Origin of the sequence: Bradyrhizobium sp. NAS80.1 (genome assembly GCF_001908205.1) — a bacterium.
Lineage (GTDB): Bacteria > Pseudomonadota > Alphaproteobacteria > Rhizobiales > Xanthobacteraceae > Bradyrhizobium.
Genome location: NZ_LGHL01000048.1, coordinates 67118 through 83797, shown reverse-complemented (window position 1 = coordinate 83797; position 16680 = coordinate 67118). Strand labels below are relative to the sequence as shown.

17 protein-coding genes and 2 pseudogenes are annotated in these 16680 nt (G+C 62.6%); 16 read left to right on the top strand and 3 right to left on the bottom strand.

Going from position 1 to position 16680, the window contains the following annotated elements:
- The first annotated feature begins 30 nt into the window (after window positions 1-30).
- The 5 genes from AC629_RS12375 to AC629_RS12355 all read left to right on the top strand — a co-directional run bounded on the left by AC629_RS12375 (window position 31) and on the right by AC629_RS12355 (window position 6698).
- Window positions 31-1341: an NAD(P)/FAD-dependent oxidoreductase gene (locus AC629_RS12375; RefSeq protein WP_084805031.1), complete on the top strand. Its 1311-nt coding sequence runs from the start codon at window positions 31-33 to the stop codon at window positions 1339-1341.
- A 176-nt stretch (window positions 1342-1517) separates the two neighbouring features.
- The gene (locus tag AC629_RS12370; protein WP_084805030.1) at window positions 1518-2390 is read left to right on the top strand and encodes a GNAT family N-acetyltransferase; all 873 of its coding nucleotides are present in this window, start codon (window positions 1518-1520) and stop codon (window positions 2388-2390) included.
- A gap of 11 nt (window positions 2391-2401) precedes the next feature.
- Window positions 2402-3595 carry an alanine racemase gene (locus tag AC629_RS12365; protein WP_143199083.1) on the top strand — a complete coding sequence of 398 codons (1194 nt, stop codon included), beginning with the start codon at window positions 2402-2404 and terminating at the stop codon, window positions 3593-3595.
- An 84-nt stretch (window positions 3596-3679) separates the two neighbouring features.
- Window positions 3680-5143 (top strand): aldehyde dehydrogenase family protein, encoded by a 1464-nt coding sequence (locus tag AC629_RS12360; protein WP_084805029.1) that lies wholly within the window; start codon window positions 3680-3682, stop codon window positions 5141-5143.
- A gap of 232 nt (window positions 5144-5375) precedes the next feature.
- Complete coding sequence (locus AC629_RS12355) at window positions 5376-6698, top strand: NAD(P)/FAD-dependent oxidoreductase (RefSeq protein WP_084805028.1); 1323 nt, start codon at window positions 5376-5378, stop codon at window positions 6696-6698.
- A 174-nt stretch (window positions 6699-6872) separates the two neighbouring features.
- Here AC629_RS12355 and AC629_RS50515 read toward each other — a convergent pair whose 3' ends face one another.
- From AC629_RS50515 to AC629_RS12345, 3 genes are read right to left on the bottom strand one after another with little or no spacing between them, the layout of a single operon-like run.
- Window positions 6873-7079 carry an FAD-binding oxidoreductase gene (locus AC629_RS50515; RefSeq protein WP_245331825.1) on the bottom strand — a complete coding sequence of 69 codons (207 nt, stop codon included), beginning with the start codon at window positions 7077-7079 and terminating at the stop codon, window positions 6873-6875.
- Window positions 7080-7091: 12 nt separating this feature from the next.
- Window positions 7092-7262, bottom strand: a complete 171-nt coding sequence (locus tag AC629_RS50510) for an FAD-linked oxidase C-terminal domain-containing protein (RefSeq protein ID WP_245331824.1) — start codon at window positions 7260-7262, stop codon at window positions 7092-7094.
- Window positions 7263-7313: 51 nt separating this feature from the next.
- A complete protein-coding gene (locus AC629_RS12345; protein ID WP_084805027.1) occupies window positions 7314-8294 on the bottom strand; it encodes a LysR family transcriptional regulator in 981 nt (326 codons plus the stop codon).
- A 102-nt stretch (window positions 8295-8396) separates the two neighbouring features.
- On the opposite strand from AC629_RS12345, the gene AC629_RS12340 reads away from it, so the two are divergent.
- From AC629_RS12340 to aroQ, 11 genes and pseudogenes are all read left to right on the top strand, one after another.
- A complete protein-coding gene (locus tag AC629_RS12340; RefSeq protein WP_084805026.1) occupies window positions 8397-9341 on the top strand; it encodes a ketopantoate reductase family protein in 945 nt (314 codons plus the stop codon).
- A 4-nt stretch (window positions 9342-9345) separates the two neighbouring features.
- Window positions 9346-9732 carry a VOC family protein gene (locus tag AC629_RS12335; RefSeq protein ID WP_084805025.1) on the top strand — a complete coding sequence of 129 codons (387 nt, stop codon included), beginning with the start codon at window positions 9346-9348 and terminating at the stop codon, window positions 9730-9732.
- 12 nt (window positions 9733-9744) lie between these two features.
- Complete coding sequence (locus tag AC629_RS12330; protein WP_084805024.1) at window positions 9745-10215, top strand: MaoC family dehydratase; 471 nt, start codon at window positions 9745-9747, stop codon at window positions 10213-10215.
- On the top strand, window positions 10212-11438 hold the full coding sequence (locus AC629_RS12325) for a CaiB/BaiF CoA transferase family protein (RefSeq protein WP_084805023.1): 1227 nt from the start codon (window positions 10212-10214) through the stop codon (window positions 11436-11438). The genes AC629_RS12330 and AC629_RS12325 overlap by 4 nt, the downstream gene beginning before the upstream one ends.
- A 3-nt stretch (window positions 11439-11441) precedes the next feature.
- Entirely contained in the window at window positions 11442-12269 is an 828-nt protein-coding gene (gene aroE, locus AC629_RS12320; protein WP_084805022.1) for a shikimate dehydrogenase, read from the top strand.
- Window positions 12270-12284: 15 nt separating this feature from the next.
- Window positions 12285-13139, top strand: a complete 855-nt coding sequence (locus tag AC629_RS12315; RefSeq protein WP_084805139.1) for a shikimate dehydrogenase — start codon at window positions 12285-12287, stop codon at window positions 13137-13139.
- Between the two features lie 51 nt (window positions 13140-13190).
- Complete coding sequence (locus tag AC629_RS12310) at window positions 13191-13859, top strand: amino acid ABC transporter permease (protein WP_084805021.1); 669 nt, start codon at window positions 13191-13193, stop codon at window positions 13857-13859.
- A 12-nt stretch (window positions 13860-13871) separates the two neighbouring features.
- Entirely contained in the window at window positions 13872-14528 is a 657-nt protein-coding gene (locus AC629_RS12305) for an amino acid ABC transporter permease (protein WP_084805020.1), read from the top strand.
- Between the two features lie 51 nt (window positions 14529-14579).
- Window positions 14580-15408, top strand: a pseudogene (locus tag AC629_RS12300) (transporter substrate-binding domain-containing protein).
- A 60-nt stretch (window positions 15409-15468) separates the two neighbouring features.
- Window positions 15469-16216: pseudogene (locus AC629_RS12295) on the top strand (amino acid ABC transporter ATP-binding protein).
- 13 nt (window positions 16217-16229) lie between these two features.
- On the top strand, window positions 16230-16679 hold the full coding sequence (gene aroQ, locus AC629_RS12290) for a type II 3-dehydroquinate dehydratase (RefSeq protein WP_084805019.1): 450 nt from the start codon (window positions 16230-16232) through the stop codon (window positions 16677-16679).
- Window position 16680: the final 1 nt, after the last annotated feature.

The following is a 16680-nucleotide window of genomic DNA, read 5'->3' as shown; positions in this document are numbered from 1 at the left end:
TCGCCGTTGAACATACGAGAAGAAACCGCCATGCCCGCGCCGGGAGTTGACGAGAAGGCGACGCCCTACTGGTGGGAAGCCTCACCGCTCAAGCCGCTGCCTCAACAGCCACTGCCCAAGAAACTCGACGTGCTGATCGTGGGCGCGGGCTATGCCGGGCTTTCGGCCGGTCTGGTGCTGGCGCGCGAAGGACGCTCTGTTGCGACGTTCGATGCGATGGATCCGGGAGAGGGAGCATCTACGCGCAACGGCGGGATCACCAGCGGAACCATTCGGCCGGACTTCGCGATGCTCACGCGGCGGTTCGGGGAGGAGAGGGCGCTGGTGATCGAGGCCGAAGGCAAGAACGCACGCGAATTCCTTTACGATTTCATCAAGACGGAAGGACTTGCCTGCGACTTCCAGCCGGTGGGACAGTTCAAAGGCGCATTCGGCTATGAACAATACGAATCCATGGCGCGGACCGCGGAGAGGCTCGCGAAGAGGCTTGGGATCGAGGCTTATGCAGTTCCCTATGCCGAGCAGCGAAAGTACATCGGCACGGATGTCTATCGCGGCGGCACGGTTCGGATGGACATCGGCGGGCTGCATCCGGCGAAATTTCACGCCGAACTCCTGCGCGTCGCACTCGCTTCGGGGTTGACCCTCCACGGTCGAACACCGGTCATCTCGATTGAGAGGGATGGCTCCGGATTCTGCGTCGTCACTTCGGCCGGCTCGGTGCAGGCACGTCAGGTGCTGGTCTGCACAAATGGTTACACCGATGCCGCCCTGCCCTTCCTGCGTCGCAGGTTGGTGCCGGTCCGCAGCCGGATCATTACGACAGAGCAACTCGCGCCAGACGTCATGACGCGGCTGATGCCGAAACGGATGATGATCACCGAGAATCGGGAGGTCGGCTTCTATTACCGGCCTTCGCCCGATGGCAAACGCATTCTGCTCGGCGGCCGCGACAGCTCCCGCGTCGGCGATCCTATCGCCCCGAAGCTGCTTCTCCGCAAGGGCCTGATCAATCTGTTTCCGGAACTGGAGAGCGTTCGCCTCTCGCACAGCTGGTTCGGCAACGTGGCGATGAACCGCGACATGGTTCCTCGCATCTTCGAGAAGGACGGCATCGTCTATGCCACCGGCTTTTGCGGCTCGGGCGTGGTCTGGGCGCCGTGGGTCGGTATGCATGCAGCTCACAAGCTCATGGAGCATGAGGAACGGGCACGCACGGCCTTTGACTTCCGCCCTCCAGCCTTCATCCCGTTCTATCGAGGCAATCCCTGGTTCATGCCCGCCTTCATTCCGGGCTATCGCATGCGTGATCGGCTCGCGCTGTGGCGCGCCAGCCGCTGAAGGCAGATTGGTCGTTCTGCCGCATCATCAATGAAATACTATGCCGAACTTTGCTCGAGTCTGATTGCGTAATGCTGTCGGCCTCAAGATACGCTGCAGACCGTGCGACGATCGTCAGATCGCACTCGCACTGTGGCGAGTAGTCCGGCAACCCGAGCAAGAGACGTCGACCGATCATGACAGCCGCCGCTTATCCAGTCGGGCATCGCGACAATGAGGACGTGGTCCTGCTTCCATTCGCCAGATCGCATCTGGAAGGCGCCCTGAAGCTCTCGCAAGAGATGTCCTGGCCTTACCGGATCGAGGATTGGGACGTCGCGCTGCAGCTGGGCCATGGCTTTGTTCTGGAGCACGCCGGGACGGTGATCGGGACTGCGGCCTGGTGGCCGCACGGCGAGACTCATGCTTCCGCCGGCATGATCATTGTCGCGAAGGCCGCTCAGGGCCGTGGCTATGGGGCGCGGCTGATGGACGCGTTGCTGGCGTCGGCCCATCCGCGGACCATCGCACTGAATTCGACGGCCGAAGGCATCACGCTGTATCGCCGCCGCGGCTTCGTACCGACCGGGATTATTCACCAGCATCAGGGAATTCCAAGTGTAACCCACGAGACGCCGCGATCGGGTCTCCTCAGACCGATGTCCGCATCGGAGTTCGAGGCGATCGCGCGGCTCGACCGCGCCGCTACGGGGTTGGAGCGGCGGCAGTTGCTGAATCGGCTGTTTGACAGCGATAACGGCTATGTCCTGCTGCGTGACGGCACACTTCGGGGCTACGCCATCTCTCGCATTTTCGGCCGCGGGCATGTCGTCGGCCCCGTGGTGGCCGAGAGCCCGACCGATGCGCGCGCGCTGATTGAATTCACGATCGCGCGGCTCGGGCCTGTCTTCGTCCGGATCGACACTCCAGCCTCCTCGCAGCTCGGGGAATGGCTCGAAAGCATCGGCCTGCAGCGCGTCAGCGATGCCACAACCATGGTGCTGGGAACGCCGGCTCCATGGACGGGACCGGCGCGCATCTTTGGGCTCGCCAACCAGTCATTCGGCTAGGGGACATCGGGATGCTGCGGGTGGAGATGGACAGAACGGATATCCCGGACGCCGGGTCGGAACAGGCAGCCGCGACGCTCGGCGCGCTGGCAACACCAGCTCTCCTGCTCGACAGCGACCGACTGGATTGCAATCTCGCGCGCCTCTTCTCTCGTATGGCCGCGCAAGGCATCGTGCTGCGTCCCCATATGAAGACAGCGAAATCCATTGACGTCGCCCAACGCGCCTATCCATCGGGGGTGGGACCAATCACTGTCTCAACCTTGGCGGAGGCGGAGTACTTCGCGCAGCATGGCTTCCGGGACATCACCTATGCCGTGGGACTTGCACCTCACACCGCCGCGAGGGCGATGCGCCTGCGGAAAGCAGGCATCGACATCAAGGTGCTGCTGGATTTGCCTGAGCAGGCCGCCATTCTTGGCGCGGCCGGGCGCGCAGCCGATGTGACACCGTCCGCCTTCATCGAGATCGACTGCGACGGTCATCGCGGCGGGCTGACCGGGACCGATCCGAAGCTCCTGGTCGTCGCGACAGCCCTGGCCGAGGCCGGCGTCAAGCTTGCCGGCGTTCTCACCCATGCCGGCGAATCCTACAGCCTCAGCATGCCGGCGGCCCTTGTCGCGGCTGCGGAGAACGAACGCACCTTGGCCGTCGCGGCCGCAACGACATTGCGCGCGGCCGGCCATGAATGTCCTGTCGTCAGCGTCGGCTCGACGCCGACCGCCCATTTCGCCGAAGACCTGACCGGCGTCACGGAAATGCGCGCCGGCGTCTACATGTTCTTCGATCTGGTCATGCACGGCGTCGGCGTCTGCACAACCGATGACATCGCCATCTCGGTGCTCGCCACCGTGATCGGCACGAAACCCGAGAAGGGCTGGATTTTGGTCGATGCGGGGTGGATGGCGCTGTCGCGCGACCGTGGCACCGCGGCGCAGCGGGTCGACCAGGGATATGGTCTGGTCTGCGACGTGGCCGGCAAGATCTATCCCGACCTGATCGTTGCGCAAGCAAGCCAGGAGCACGGAATCCTCGCCATCAGGCCCGGGTCGGCGCACGCTTTGCCCAATCTTCCGATCGGCGCGAAGGTCAGGATTCTCCCCAATCACGCCTGTGCGACGGCGTCGCAACACGAGTTGTACAACGTCGTCTCCGACGGCAGCAACGCGATTCACGCCCGATGGCCGCGGATGCGCGGCTGGTAGGACTGGCCGGTCATTCCCGCCCACCTCGGCCCCGTGGTTCCTGCCGCAGATCGGCGCCTATTACCGGATCAAGGATCGCTTCCAATGACCTCGCCCCTTCGACACCTGACGGAAGCCGGCTTCCTCGGAAAATTCTACATCGACGGAGAATGGCGGAAGCCGATCGGATCAGTTACGGCAGCAGCAACCGTCATCGATCCGGCGACGGAGCAGCCGATAGCTGACGTTGCGCTCGGCGATGACGATGATGTGGACTGCGCGATCGCAGCCGCCAGACGAGCCTTCGCCGGCTGGTCCATGACACCGCCTGCTGAGAGAGCGGTGCTGCTCGACCGGATTCATGCTTTGCTGCTGGAGCGGCTAGAGTTGTTCGCGCAGGCCCTCACGTGCGAGATGGGAGCCGCCATCACCTACGCGCGCCGCGCCCAGGTGCCGCTGGCCGCCGAACACATCCGTGTCGCCCGGCATAATCTCGCGAATTATCCGTTCATCGCCGCGCGCGGCAGCACCGCGATCATGCGCGAGTCCATTGGCGTCTGCGGCCTCATCACGCCTTGGAACTGGCCACTTTATCAGATCACCGCCAAGGTGGGCCCGGCGATCGCGGCCGGCTGCACCGTGGTGTTGAAGCCGAGTGAATTGTCGCCGCTGAGCGCCTTGCTGTTCGCCGAGCTGATGGACGATGCCGGTTGTCCGCCCGGCGTGTTCAACCTCGTCAATGGGACAGGTCCGATCGTGGGCGCCGCTCTGGCGTCGCATCCAGAGGTCGACATGATCTCGATCACCGGTTCGACGCGGGCCGGTGTTCTCGTTGCGCAAGCGGCGGCGCCCACCGTCAAGCGCGTTGCCCAGGAGCTCGGCGGCAAGTCGCCGAATATCATCTTGCCGGACGCCGATCTCAGCCGTGCTGTTCCGCTCGGCGTCGGCGCCGCCTTCCGTAATCTCGGCCAATCCTGCAGCGCGCCGACGCGGATGCTCGTGTACCGTCCGCAGATGGAAGAGGTCGAGAGCCTGGCAGCGGCGACCGCTTCGGAACTGGTGGTCGGCGATCCCCTTGCGGAAAACACGACTCACGGTCCGATTGCGAACCGGCCACAGTTCGAGCGTGTGCAGACCATGATCGGTGTCGGCCTGGAGGAAGGCGCCAAGCTCGTCATCGGCGGGCGAGGTCGGCCGGACCACCTGCGGATCGGCCTCTATGTGAGCCCGACGATCTTCTCGAACGTCCATCGCGACATGAGGATCGCAAGGGAGGAGATCTTCGGCCCGGTGCTGTCGATCATTCCCTACGACACCGTGGACGAGGCGATCGCGATCGCCAACGACACCGTCTACGGCCTCGGCGCCCATGTGCAGGGCACCGATATGGAGATGGTGCGGACCGTCGCCAGGCAGATCCAGTCGGGTCAAGTGCATCTCAACTATCCTGACTGGGACCCCAACGCACCTTTCGGCGGCTACAAGCGTTCCGGCAACGGCCGGGAATATGGCATCGAGGGCATGGAGGAGTATCTCGAGACCAAAGCAGTTCTCGGATTCTACCGATAGCTCAATGTCGGCTCCGAAAAGCTGCGGCATCGCGCTTGAGATGAAACTCTTACACTGTTCTTGCTACCATACTCGGTCGGGGCTTGAGCAGCTCGTATCGCTCAAGCGCTCAAAAACCGAACTTCTTGCGAAGTTCTAGATGATTTCAGCACATTGTATCGTGCGCACGATGCGATGAAGAGCTGATCGGAATTTTGCTTCCGCATTCCTGGCAGCCGAGGTTCGTTGGAACATGTCGCCCCACGTCGAGCGCATTCACAGCGATGAGCGTCTTCCGGCCGAGGCGGACGTCGTCGTCATCGGCGGCGGCATTCTCGGCTCTACGGCCGCCTATTACCTGGCGAAGCGCGGTCTCTCTGTTGCGCTGCTCGAGAAAGGCCACGTCGCCTGTGAACAATCGAGCCGAAACTGGGGTTGGTGCCGCCAGCAGAACCGCGACCGGCGCGAACTGCCGCTCTCGGTGCTCTCCATGCGGCTGTGGGACGAGCTCACGCGCGATATCAATCGGGACCTCGGATTTCGACGCTGCGGTCTCGTCTATGCGACCCACGACGAGGCTGTGCTCGCCGGCTGGGAAAAGTGGCGCGAGGTCGCCAGGGAGTACGACGTCGAGACGCGCGTGCTGAGCCGGGCGGAGGTGGCCGAGCGCGTCCCGGAAGCGCGCGACAAATGGGTTGGCGGGACCTATTCGGAGCGGGACGGCAAGGCCGAACCTGCGCTCGCTGCGCCGGCTATCGCCGAAGCGGCCAGAACTCTGGGCGCCACGATCCATCAGGGATGCGCCGCGCGGGCGCTCGACCTGGCCAATGGCAAGATTGCGGGCGTGCACACGGAGAAGGGCTACATCAGAACCAGCGCTGTGCTGTGCGCCGCCGGCGCCTGGTCTTCGCGCTTCCTTCGGCCGCTCGGGATCAGTTTCCCCCAAGCGAGCATCCGGCAGACCGCGCTGCGTTCTACCCCGACAATCAACATAGGCGAGGCGGTCTCCACACCCTACTGCACGATCACGCGCCGACTGGACGGCAGCTATACGCTTGCGATCAGCGGCAAGGCGAACCTCGAAATCACGCCCCAGGCCATCCGGTACAGCCGGGAATTCATGCCGCAGTTCTTGCGTCGCTTGAAGAACGTCAGGCTCGGCGTCGGCCGATCGTTCGTTTCGGGGCCGGATTCGATGCCGGCCCTGCTGACCAACGACGATCGGATCTTCGAACAGAATCGCGTGCTGGATCCTCCGCCCTTGAAATGGCTGGTGAGCCAAGTGGTGGAGAGTGTCCGGAAAACCTTCCCCCAACTCGGCGAAATAAAGATCGATAGCGCCTGGGGCGGCTTCGTCGATTGCACGCCGGACGCAGTGCCTGTGGTGTCGCAGGTGGATGGGGTGGAAGGCCTCGTCCTCGCGGCAGGCTGCTCGGGTCACGGCTTTGGTCTGGGCCCGGGGCTCGGCTATCTGGCCGCAGAGCTTGTCGTCAACGACACGCCTTGCGTCGATCCCACACCGTTCCGGCTGTCGCGTCTGGTCGATGGCTCGAAGCTGGACATCTCTGCCATCTGAAGATCGAGCCGGAAGTCAGCAGTTCCGAAGGAGCGTTTCCTCCCCAACTTGAGCCACTCCTTGGGAGTGGCTCTTTCCTTATCTTAGAAAGCGATTTGGGCGATCGAGGGGCGTCAGCCGAGGACGCAACGTTTGGGCCTGGACGAAAGTATCGCCAGCTCGCCGGCCGATGGTTCAAGAGGCAGACGTCTGGTCCAGCGGACGAACGATCGCGCCGGCGTTCATGATATCAGCCGGATCAAAGGCGGTCTTGATCCGGCGCATCGCCGCGATACGCCCGACATCACCGTACCGTTCCAGAAGGTGCTTCTTGAAACGACCGACGCCGTGCTCCGCGCTGAAGGTGCCGCCGAGCGCCGCGGCCATGTCGTAGAGTTGCAACGATAGGCTGCCTTAGATCCGTTTGGTGAACTCCAGCCGGTCGACGTCAGGAGGAACGAGCACGTTGTAGTGCAGATTGCCGTCGCCGACATGGCTGTACACGGACAACTCGAGGCCGGCGTCAAACGACTCAACCTGCGTGTCGGCTAATTCCAGAAAGCGGAGCCCTGGTGCGCCCGCCATTGGAAAGTCCTTATTTCCAAGCCCTTGGGAGGCGCGTCTGGACGCTCTCGGCTACGACGGAAAATCGCGCGGCTTTCGCCTCTTTGGCCGCCCGGAACGATGCAAACCCCGCACTTCCTGCTGTTGAAAAAGCTCGCCGCACACATCACGCAACCATCGGCTTGCCGGGTCGTGATGGAAGCGGGCGTGCCAATACTGCTTCACCGTAAAACCGGTGATCGCTAGCGGGCAATCGAGCACGCGCAGGCCGTAATAGTGAGCGAGCGTTTCGCCGATGTGTCTTGGAAGGGTGGCGATCAGATCAGTCGTCCCGACGATTGCGGGGAGTCCTAAAAAGCCAGGTAGCTCGAGCGCAACGTCAAGGACTATCCGTTGCTCCCGTAGCGCTTCCGCGAGCAAGCGATGTCCGGTGCCGGAACGAATGAGGACGTGCGCCTCACGCCTGAAATCCTTTGCGGTGATGCGGTCGCGGATCCGGGCATGTTTGGCGTTCGCCAGGCAGACCCAATCCTGCGGAAACAGTGCCTGTTGGAAGTGCCCAGCGTCGAGGTCCGAGATGTAGCCGAGTGCCAAATCGGCCTCGCCTGACTGCAGCATTCGTGGCGTATCGCCGCCGATCTGCGCCGCCTCGATGCGGATGCCCGGAGCAACACGACGAACGTAGGCGAGGATGGCCGGAAGGAGCGTGATGTGGCTCGCGTCCGTCATGCAGATGACGAAGCGGCGCTTTGCAGTCGCCGGATCAAACTCAGGGCGAAGCTCGGCCAGTCGACGCAGCATCTCCAATGCCTGTCTGGCGGTGCCGATGAGAGCCTCGGCGCGCGGCGTCGGCAGCATTCCCTCCGCCGACCGGATGAACAGCGGATCACTCAATTCCCGTCGCAAGCGTGCGAGCCAGATGGAGATGGTCGGCTGACTCTGGCCAAGTTTCTCGGCTGCCTTGGTGACACTCCCCGTGGTGAACAATGCATCGAAGAGCCTGAGCAGGCGCGGGTCGAGCAGGTTGGTCTCGGCGTGATCCTGGTGTTTCATTGCAAATCACAATAATGGGTATAAGGATCATAGCATATCCAAATACCAGGCAGCCTGCTACCACGCTTCGAACGCCAAAATTGGCCGGGGAGACGCGTTCGGATGAGGATCTGCTTTATCGGAGCGGGCGCCTTGGGCTCGACCATCGGAGGCACGCTGGCGCGCGGTGGTGCCGAGGTTTGGCTGATCGATCCGTTTCAGGCTCATGTCGACGCGATCAATGCCCGTGGTCTGCGGATGCTCGAAGGTGACGCCGAGACCGTTGTGAAGGTCTCTGCCTGCACCTCCGCGACGGAGGTTGGCAGCGTGGCGGACCTCGTCATCGTCCTCGTCAAATCCTACCACACGCGGGAAGCCATCCGGGCGGCGGCGCCGATCATCGGACCGCAGAGCGTTGTGATGTCGCTTCAAAACGGCCTTGGTCACGAGGACATTCTTTCGGAGGAAGTTGGTCGTGACCGGGTCATGGCGGGCAAAACCTACGTTGGCGGCGTGCTGCTGGGCCCCGGTCACGTTCGCTCCGGGGTCATCGGCAAGGAAACAATCATCGGCGAACTTGATGGACGTTTGACGGAACGCGCACAGCGAATTTCCGAGACTTTCAATCGAGCCGGCATTCTCACGCAGCTCAGCGATAACATCTTGGGCACGATGTGGGACAAGTTGTTCATCAACGTCGCCGGCGGAGGAATTACCGCAATTACCGGGCTGACGTATGGCGGCCTCTATTCCCTACCGATCCTGGAAGACTGCGCGCTGGCCGCGATCTCGGAGAGCATCGCGGTCGCACAGGCTGCCGGCGTAAAGATCTCGATTGCCGATCCGCGCCGCGCCTGGACGATGGCATCCGCTGGATTGCCGCCCGAGTTCAAGACGTCGATGTTGCAGAGCTTGCAATCAGGCAATCCGACCGAGGTCGATTACATTCACGGCTCCGTCGTGCGTTGGGGCGCCAAGCTCAACGTGCCCACCCCCGTCAACTCGACCCTCGTCGCATTGATCAAAGGGCTCGAATACGCCCGCAACAATTATCCAGGAAAGGCCTGAGGCGATGTCGCTGCCGCGCGCCTACGTCGAACACGTCGCGATCCGCGTGCCGGATGTTGACCGGCACGTCAGCTTCTTTCGTGAGGTGCTTGGTCTTGCCGTTCGCGACGAACAACCCGCCGATGGTGCACGCCCGCGGCAGGTATGGGTGTTCGGGAGCGTGCAACTCATCGAAGATCGCAACTTTGTCGGACCCGAGGGGCGTCTCGCCCATCTCGGCATCATGGTCGACGATTACGAAGGCGTGCTCGCCCGTGCCGCCGCCTGGGGCGCCAAGGCGTTGCCTGCCGGGCCGAACTGGCTCGAGCTGCCGGGCGGGCTGAACGTCGAAATCTTGCAAGCCAGTGCGGGTGCCGTGGAAGCGGCGCTGGCGATCAACCCACGGGCCTAAGGAACACGCGACATGACCGATGAGCGCTACTGGGACGATGCCAAGGTCGGCGACGAATGCGTCACCCCCGCGGTGACGGTCACCGAAGCAATGGTGAATGCCTATGCCGAACTGACGGGTGATTTCACGCCTGTTCATGTCGACGAGGAATACGCAAGGACCACACCATTCGGCACGCGCGTCGCGCACGGGCTGTTTGGTCTGTCGCTGGCCGACGGTCTGAAGACCCGTGCCGACTACCGCTTCCTTCCGGGAATGTCGCTGGGCTGGACGTGGGATTTCAAGCTGCCGATCAAGCTCGGCGATACCGTGCATGTGAAGTTCCGCGTCGGTTCGATGCGCGCCACCAAGCGGGAAGGTTGGGGCATCGTGGTGTTGCCCTCCGAGTTGATCAATCAGCGCGGCGAAGTGGCGCAGCTCGGCGAACACCGGCTGATGATTCCGATGCGTCCGAAGACCGATATCGCGGGAGAGCGGGCATGAGCGCACAAGATCTGCCGCTCAAGGGCATTCGCGTCATCGACTACAGCCATTTTCTCGCAGGCCCGTTCATGGGCCGTTGCCTCGCCGCGATGGGCGCTGAAGTCATCAAGGTGGAGCGTCCCAAGGAAGGCGATGCGGGCCGTGCCCATGGCTATTTCAAGGACGGGCAATCCGGCTATTTTCTGCAGCAGAACATGGGAAAGCAGGGCCTGTGTATCGATCTGCGCGACAAGCGTGGCCTCGACATTATGATGAAGCTGGTCGACACAGCCGACGTCTTCATCGAGAACTACCGCCCGGGCGCGCTCGAGCGCCTCGGGCTGGGTTACAAGGCGCTGTCGGCGCGGAATCCGAGGCTGATCTACTGTTCGGTATCCGCCTATGGCCACACCGGTCCCTATGCCGACCGTCCAGGCTTCGGCCTGATCGCAGAGGCGATGTCGGGCGCTCTGGCGCAGCTGGGCTCCCCCGGGGAAGCCCCGCCGCTGCTGCGGATGCCGCTGGCGGACATGTACACCGGCATTCACGGTGTGGCTGCCATCAATGCAGCGCTGGTCGGCCGCGCGTCGTCCGGACGCGGCCAACATATCGATCTGGCGCTGTACGACTGCATGGTCTCGATGCACGACTATGCGGTTCAGCGCTACTTCCTCTCCGGCGGTAGCGACCTGCCGAAGCAGACTGGAAGCGGACAGCCGGACTCGACCGTCTACGGGGTTTTTCCAGCCAAGGACGGCAATCTTGTCATCGCAGCGCAAGTCGATGATGCGTGGCGGCGATTGGCGCGCCTGATCGGGGGAGACACGTTGGCATCCGACGAGCGCTTCACCACGCCTGCTGCGCGGAACGCCCATTATGCCGAAGCCATGGAGATCGTGCGCGCCTGGACGCTGTCGCAGCCATCTCGGGATGCCTGTCTTGCGGCACTCGATCAAGCAGGTGTTCCCTCCGCTCCCGTGCAGACCATCGAAGAGGTCGTGAAGGATCCGCAGATCCACGCGCGTGGCATGCTGGTCGAGCAGGAGCATCCCGTGCTCGGCACGGTGACGCTGCCGAATCTGCCGTTCCGCTTCTCCGATTGCGACACCACGGTGCGCACGCCGGCGCCACTGCTCGGCCAAGATAATCGCCGCATTGCAAAGTCGCTTGGACTATCGGCCGAGGTCGTCGAAGCGATGGTGCGCGATGGCGTGCTCTACAACGAAGCTGCAGTGCAGGAGTGAGCCATGAGCGATCGCTATGCGGTGATTGGCAATCCGATCAGCTTTAGCAAATCACCTCTCATCCATGGCACTTTCGCCAACATGACGGGACAGGACCTTGTTTATGAAGCGATCGAGGGCCCCCTCAATGGCTTCAGCGAACGGGTTGATCAATTCCGGACAGAGGGCGCCAAGGGGCTGAACATCACCGCGCCGTTCAAGCTCGATGCTCTCGCCTACGCAAACGAGCTTTCAGAGAGCGCCAGACGAGCGGGCGCCGCAAACTGCCTGAAGTTCGAGGGCGATCGGATCATTGCCGAGAACTTCGATGGTGTCGGCCTCGCGCGTGACATCACGGTCAATCTCGGCGTCAAGCTGGCCGGCCGGCGCGTCCTGATGCTCGGCGCTGGAGGAGCGGCGCGTGGCGCGCTGCTGCCGTTCCTGTGTGAGGAGCCGTCCGAGCTGGTCCTCGTCAATCGGACGCTGGCGAAAGCGGTGGCGCTGGCCGAAGAGTTTGCCGGCTGTGGTCCCTTGATGGTCAGCGGCTACGCCGAGCTGGCCGATCTTGCCGAGGGCTATGACGTCGTGGTCAACGCGACATCGGCCAGCCTGCGAGGTGAAATGCCGCCGCTTCCAGGCAATGTCTTCCGCGGTGCGGAGCTGGCTTACGAACTTGCCTACGGCAAAGGATTGACTCCCTTTCTGCAATCGGCCCGCGGCGAAGGCGTAGCCAAGCTCGCCGACGGCGTCGGCATGCTGGTGGAGCAGGCGGCAGAAGCTTTTGCCTGGTGGCGCGGCGTTCGACCGGGCACGGCTCAGGTCATTGCCGAACTGACTGTCCCATTGAGCTGACGGGCGATGCCGAGCATGCATCCGAAGTCCAGCTTTCTCGTCGGCCTGATTGGTAGCGGCATCGCCGCGTCCCGCACCCCGCCTATGCACGAAGCGGCCGCTGACGCCGCCGGCATCCGCTATCTCTACAAGAAGATCGATCTGACAGAGTTGAAGCTGGGCGTGGAGGCGTTGCCGGAACTGCTCACGGCAGCAAGACGGATGGGCTTCGACGGGCTGAACGTGACCCATCCCTGCAAGCAGGCGATCCTGCCCCTCCTCGACGAGTTGTCGCCCGACGCTGAGGCGCTTGGTGCGGTGAACACCGTGGTCATCAGGAACGGTCGAATGACCGGCCACAACACCGACTGGTTCGGCTTCGCTGAGAACTTTCGCCGCAACATGCAAGGTGCATCGCTTGGTCGCGTCGTCCAATTCGGTGCGGGCGGTGCGGGCGCGGCAGTTGCTTTCGCGCTCATGAAGCTCGGCGTGCAGGAGCTGACCATCATCGATGTCGACTTGGCCAAGGCGCAGAGTTTGGTGGATAGCTTGTCCCCCCGATTTCCAGAAGGGCGCTTACGGGCCGGCCAGGATGTCGCCGCAGCTGTGGCTGCCGCAGACGGTATTGTCAACGCAACGCCGATCGGCATGGACAAATATCCAGGGACGCCGCTGCCGACGGCTCTGCTGCGCCCTGATCTGTGGGTCGCTGAGATCGTCTACTTCCCGCTGGAAACCGCGCTGCTGCGGGCCGCACGTGCCCTCGGCTGCCGCACCGTCGATGGCGGCGGCATGGCCATCTTCCAGGGCACCGAAGCATTCCGCCTGTTCACCGGCATCTCACCTGATCCAGGCGTCTTCTTCGCCACTTTTGCATCCCTGGGAGGGTGACACCCGGCCGATGGGCGAGCGGCACGCACAACGCCTGAGAGGAAACGCAAGATGGGCTACACGCTCGATTTCTCTGTGGTTTGGCACGCGGTGCCGGCCCTGCTGTGGGGCTGCGTGGGCACGTTGGGCCTGGCGCTTGCCGGCATGACGCTCGCGATGGTGATCGGTGTCGCCGGCGTCGCGGCACGCGATTCAAAAGCGGCCTGGTTGCGGGCCATCGTGATCGGTTTCGTCGAGATCGTCCGCAATACACCTTTCCTGGTGCAGATTTTCTTTCTGTTCTTCGCCCTGCCGCTCATCGGGTTGAAGCTCAATCCAACCGCTACCGCCATTATCGCACTCGGAGTGAATGGTGGCGCCTACGCCATCGAAATCATCCGCGGCGGCGTGCAGTCAATTCACAAGGGGCAGGTGGAGGCCGGCTACGCGCTCGGACTGCACAAAGGGCAGGTGTTCCGCTTCATTGTGCTCAAGCCCGCACTCCGCGCGATCTACCCTTCACTCACCGGTCAGTTCATCATGCTGACGCTGACCTCATCGATCTGTTCGGCGGTGTCGGCTTACGAATTGACATCGGTTGCGCAGCGGATCGAAAGCGACACATTCCGCAGCTTCGAGGTCTATTTCTCCGTCACCTTCCTCTATCTCGCGATCTCCTGGCTGCTGATGCTGGGCTTTGCTGTCATCTCTCACCGCTTCTTCTCTTATCCGACACGCTGAGGAGGGCAGGTCATGACACCGCATTTTGGCCTTCCCGAGTTCGGTTTCCTGCTGCGTGGTCTGCAATGGACCGTGCTGCTTACGCTGGTCGCATTCGCAGGCGGCTGCACGGCGGGGCTCGCTGTCGCATTGCTGCGCACTTGCGGTCACAAGGGCGTGGAATGGATCACCCGCATCTACATCGGGATATTCCAGGGCACTCCGCTGCTGCTGCAGCTCTTCGTCGTGTATTACGGGCTGGCGCTGACCGGGCTGAAGCTCGACGCCTTCGTCGCGGTGGCGATCGGTTTCACCGTGAATGCCTCCGCCTTCCTTGGTGAGATCTGGCGCGGCGCAATCCAGGCCGTGCCGCGTGGCCAGACCGAGGCGGCGATGGCGCTCGGACTGCACTATTCGTCCCGCATGCGCGACATCGTATTGCCACAGGCAATCCGCATCTCGCTGCCGGCGACCATCGGCTATCTCGTGCAGCTCATCAAAGGCACGTCGCTCGCGGCCATCGTCGGCTTCATCGAACTCGCCCGCGCCGGTCAAATCGTTTCGAACCAGACCTTCCAGCCGTTGCTCGTTTTCGGCGTGGTCGGCGCGATGTATTTCATCCTCTGCTGGCCACTGTCGTGGTGGGGCAGTCGGATGGAGGCCAGGCTCGCCCTGGCCAGCCAAAGGTAGGAACGGCGCACCTGCTCAATCAAATACAGCCATCACCAGGAGGAGATACTCATGTTGTTTTCATCCAACCGCCGCCAGCTCGGCATCGCGCTGCTGGCATTGGCGGCTATCGCCATCGCAGGCAAATCACAGGCCGGCACGCTGGAAGACGTCAAGAAGAAGGGCGTCGTCGTCGTCGGCATTCAGGGCGACAATCCTCCCTGGGGCTATGTCGATAGCTCGGGAAAACAGGATGGCATCGACGCCGACATGGGGCGCGCCTTCGCCGAGTATCTCGGCGTGAAGGCAGAGTTCGTGCCGCTGGCGGTGGCCAATCGTATTCCGGCGCTGACCACAGGCCGCGTAGACATTCTGTTCGCAACCATGGCCATGCTGCCCGAGCGCGCGAAAGCGGTGCAGTATTCCAAGCCGTATGTTGCCAACGAGATTACGCTGGTCGCTGCCCAGGCGACCCCGATCAACAGCAATGCCGATATGGGCAAGTACGTTATCGGCGTTCCGAGGTCCTCGACGCAGGACACCCAGGTCACCAATAGCGCTCCAGCGGGCACCGAAATCCGCCGATTTGACGATGATGCGGCCACGATCCAGGCGCTGCTCTCGGGCCAAGTGCAAGCCGTCGGCGCAAACAGCTTCTACCCGCAGCGTCTGAACGCGGCAAAGCGCGAACTTGGGTTTCGAGCCCAAGCTTCACTTTACTGCTCTTTACAACGGGGCCTGCACGCGCCTTGGAGACAAGGAGTGGAACGAGACGGCCAACAAATTCATCGACGAGATCAAGTCGAATGGCAAGCTGGCCGCATTCTACGCCAAATGGATGAAGGCGCCCGTGCCGATCTTCCCCGACTCGGTCCCCGGCGTTCCATTCACCGTCCAGTAGCCACTGCGCGCGGCCGACGCATAATCCGCGTTGGCCGCCGCCCACAGCGGAGCCGAATCCATGCAGGACCAGATCCTGATCGAAATGAAGGGCGTGCAGAAGTGGTACGGCGGGTACCAGGCACTTCGCGATGTTGATCTCACCGTGCGCAAGGGCGAGAAGATCGTGCTCTGCGGTCCGTCCGGTTCGGGCAAGTCGACGCTGATCCGCTGCATCAACCGCCTCGAGGCGATCCAGCAGGGCAACATCGTGGTGAACGGTCACCGGCTGGACGACAGCATCAAGGCCATCGATGTCGTACGGCAGGACGTCGGCATGGTCTTTCAGAGCTTCAACCTTTTTCCGCATATGACGGTGTTGCAGAATTGCATGCTTGCACCCATTCGCGCGCGCCGCATCGGCAAGTCCGCGGCGGAAGCGACCGCGCGAAAATTTCTCGAGCGGGTCCGCATCGGCGACCAGGCCGAGAAGTATCCTGCTCAGCTCTCGGGCGGCCAGCAACAGCGCGTCGCGATCGCGCGTGCGCTCTGCATGCAGCCCAAGGTGATGCTGTTTGACGAGCCGACCTCGGCGCTCGATCCCGAAATGGTCAAGGAGGTGCTCGACACGATGATAGGCCTCGCCAACGACGGCATGACCATGATTTGCGTCACCCACGAGATGGGCTTTGCCCGCCAGGTTGCGGATCGTGTGATCTTCATGGCTGAAGGTCAGATCATCGAAGAAGGCTCGCCCGACGCCTTCTTCCGCAACCCACAGCACGCCCGCACCAGGCAGTTCCTTGGCGAAAATCCTCGCCCATCACTGAACGGAGTACTTCCATGAGTCGTCTTGTCTACGTCCTCAACGGACCAAATCTCAATTTGCTCGGCAAGCGCCAGCCCCACATCTACGGTCACGAGACGCTTGCGGATGTGGAGCGGGATTGTCGAGCGCTAGCCGAGGAGCTCGGCCTTCAGATTCGCTTTCATCAATCCAACAGAGAATACGAGCTGATCGACTGGATCCACGAGGCGCGTGAGGCGGCCGCCGGTATCGTGATAAATCCCGCCGCTTTCACCCATACGTCGGTCGCCATCCTTGATGCTCTCAACACATTCGAGGGCGCCGTCATCGAGGTGCACATTTCGAACGTGCACAAACGTGAGGAATTCCGCCACCACTCGTTTGTCTCCAAACGGGCTGATGGAGTCATCGCAGGCTTCGGCACTCAAGGGTACCTGCTCGGCTTGCGTCGCGTGGCCAGGCTGCTTGATGAGAACAAGGGATAGC

What these genes read in the sequence shown, in the direction of transcription:
- AC629_RS12375 (WP_084805031.1), top strand. Translation starts at nt 31, where the DNA reads ATGCCCGCGCCGGGAGTTGACGAGAAGGCGACGCCCTACTGGTGGGAA.
- AC629_RS12370 (WP_084805030.1), top strand. Translation starts at nt 1,518, where the DNA reads ATGACAGCCGCCGCTTATCCAGTCGGGCATCGCGACAATGAGGACGTG.
- AC629_RS12365 (WP_143199083.1), top strand. Translation starts at nt 2,402, where the DNA reads ATGCTGCGGGTGGAGATGGACAGAACGGATATCCCGGACGCCGGGTCG.
- AC629_RS12360 (WP_084805029.1), top strand. Translation starts at nt 3,680, where the DNA reads ATGACCTCGCCCCTTCGACACCTGACGGAAGCCGGCTTCCTCGGAAAA.
- AC629_RS12355 (WP_084805028.1), top strand. Translation starts at nt 5,376, where the DNA reads ATGTCGCCCCACGTCGAGCGCATTCACAGCGATGAGCGTCTTCCGGCC.
- AC629_RS50510 (WP_245331824.1), bottom strand. Translation starts at nt 7,262, where the DNA reads ATGGCGGGCGCACCAGGGCTCCGCTTTCTGGAATTAGCCGACACGCAG.
- AC629_RS12345 (WP_084805027.1), bottom strand. Translation starts at nt 8,294, where the DNA reads ATGAAACACCAGGATCACGCCGAGACCAACCTGCTCGACCCGCGCCTG.
- AC629_RS12340 (WP_084805026.1), top strand. Translation starts at nt 8,397, where the DNA reads ATGAGGATCTGCTTTATCGGAGCGGGCGCCTTGGGCTCGACCATCGGA.
- AC629_RS12335 (WP_084805025.1), top strand. Translation starts at nt 9,346, where the DNA reads ATGTCGCTGCCGCGCGCCTACGTCGAACACGTCGCGATCCGCGTGCCG.
- AC629_RS12330 (WP_084805024.1), top strand. Translation starts at nt 9,745, where the DNA reads ATGACCGATGAGCGCTACTGGGACGATGCCAAGGTCGGCGACGAATGC.
- AC629_RS12325 (WP_084805023.1), top strand. Translation starts at nt 10,212, where the DNA reads ATGAGCGCACAAGATCTGCCGCTCAAGGGCATTCGCGTCATCGACTAC.
- aroE (WP_084805022.1), top strand. Translation starts at nt 11,442, where the DNA reads ATGAGCGATCGCTATGCGGTGATTGGCAATCCGATCAGCTTTAGCAAA.
- AC629_RS12315 (WP_084805139.1), top strand. Translation starts at nt 12,285, where the DNA reads ATGCATCCGAAGTCCAGCTTTCTCGTCGGCCTGATTGGTAGCGGCATC.
- AC629_RS12310 (WP_084805021.1), top strand. Translation starts at nt 13,191, where the DNA reads ATGGGCTACACGCTCGATTTCTCTGTGGTTTGGCACGCGGTGCCGGCC.
- AC629_RS12305 (WP_084805020.1), top strand. Translation starts at nt 13,872, where the DNA reads ATGACACCGCATTTTGGCCTTCCCGAGTTCGGTTTCCTGCTGCGTGGT.
- aroQ (WP_084805019.1), top strand. Translation starts at nt 16,230, where the DNA reads ATGAGTCGTCTTGTCTACGTCCTCAACGGACCAAATCTCAATTTGCTC.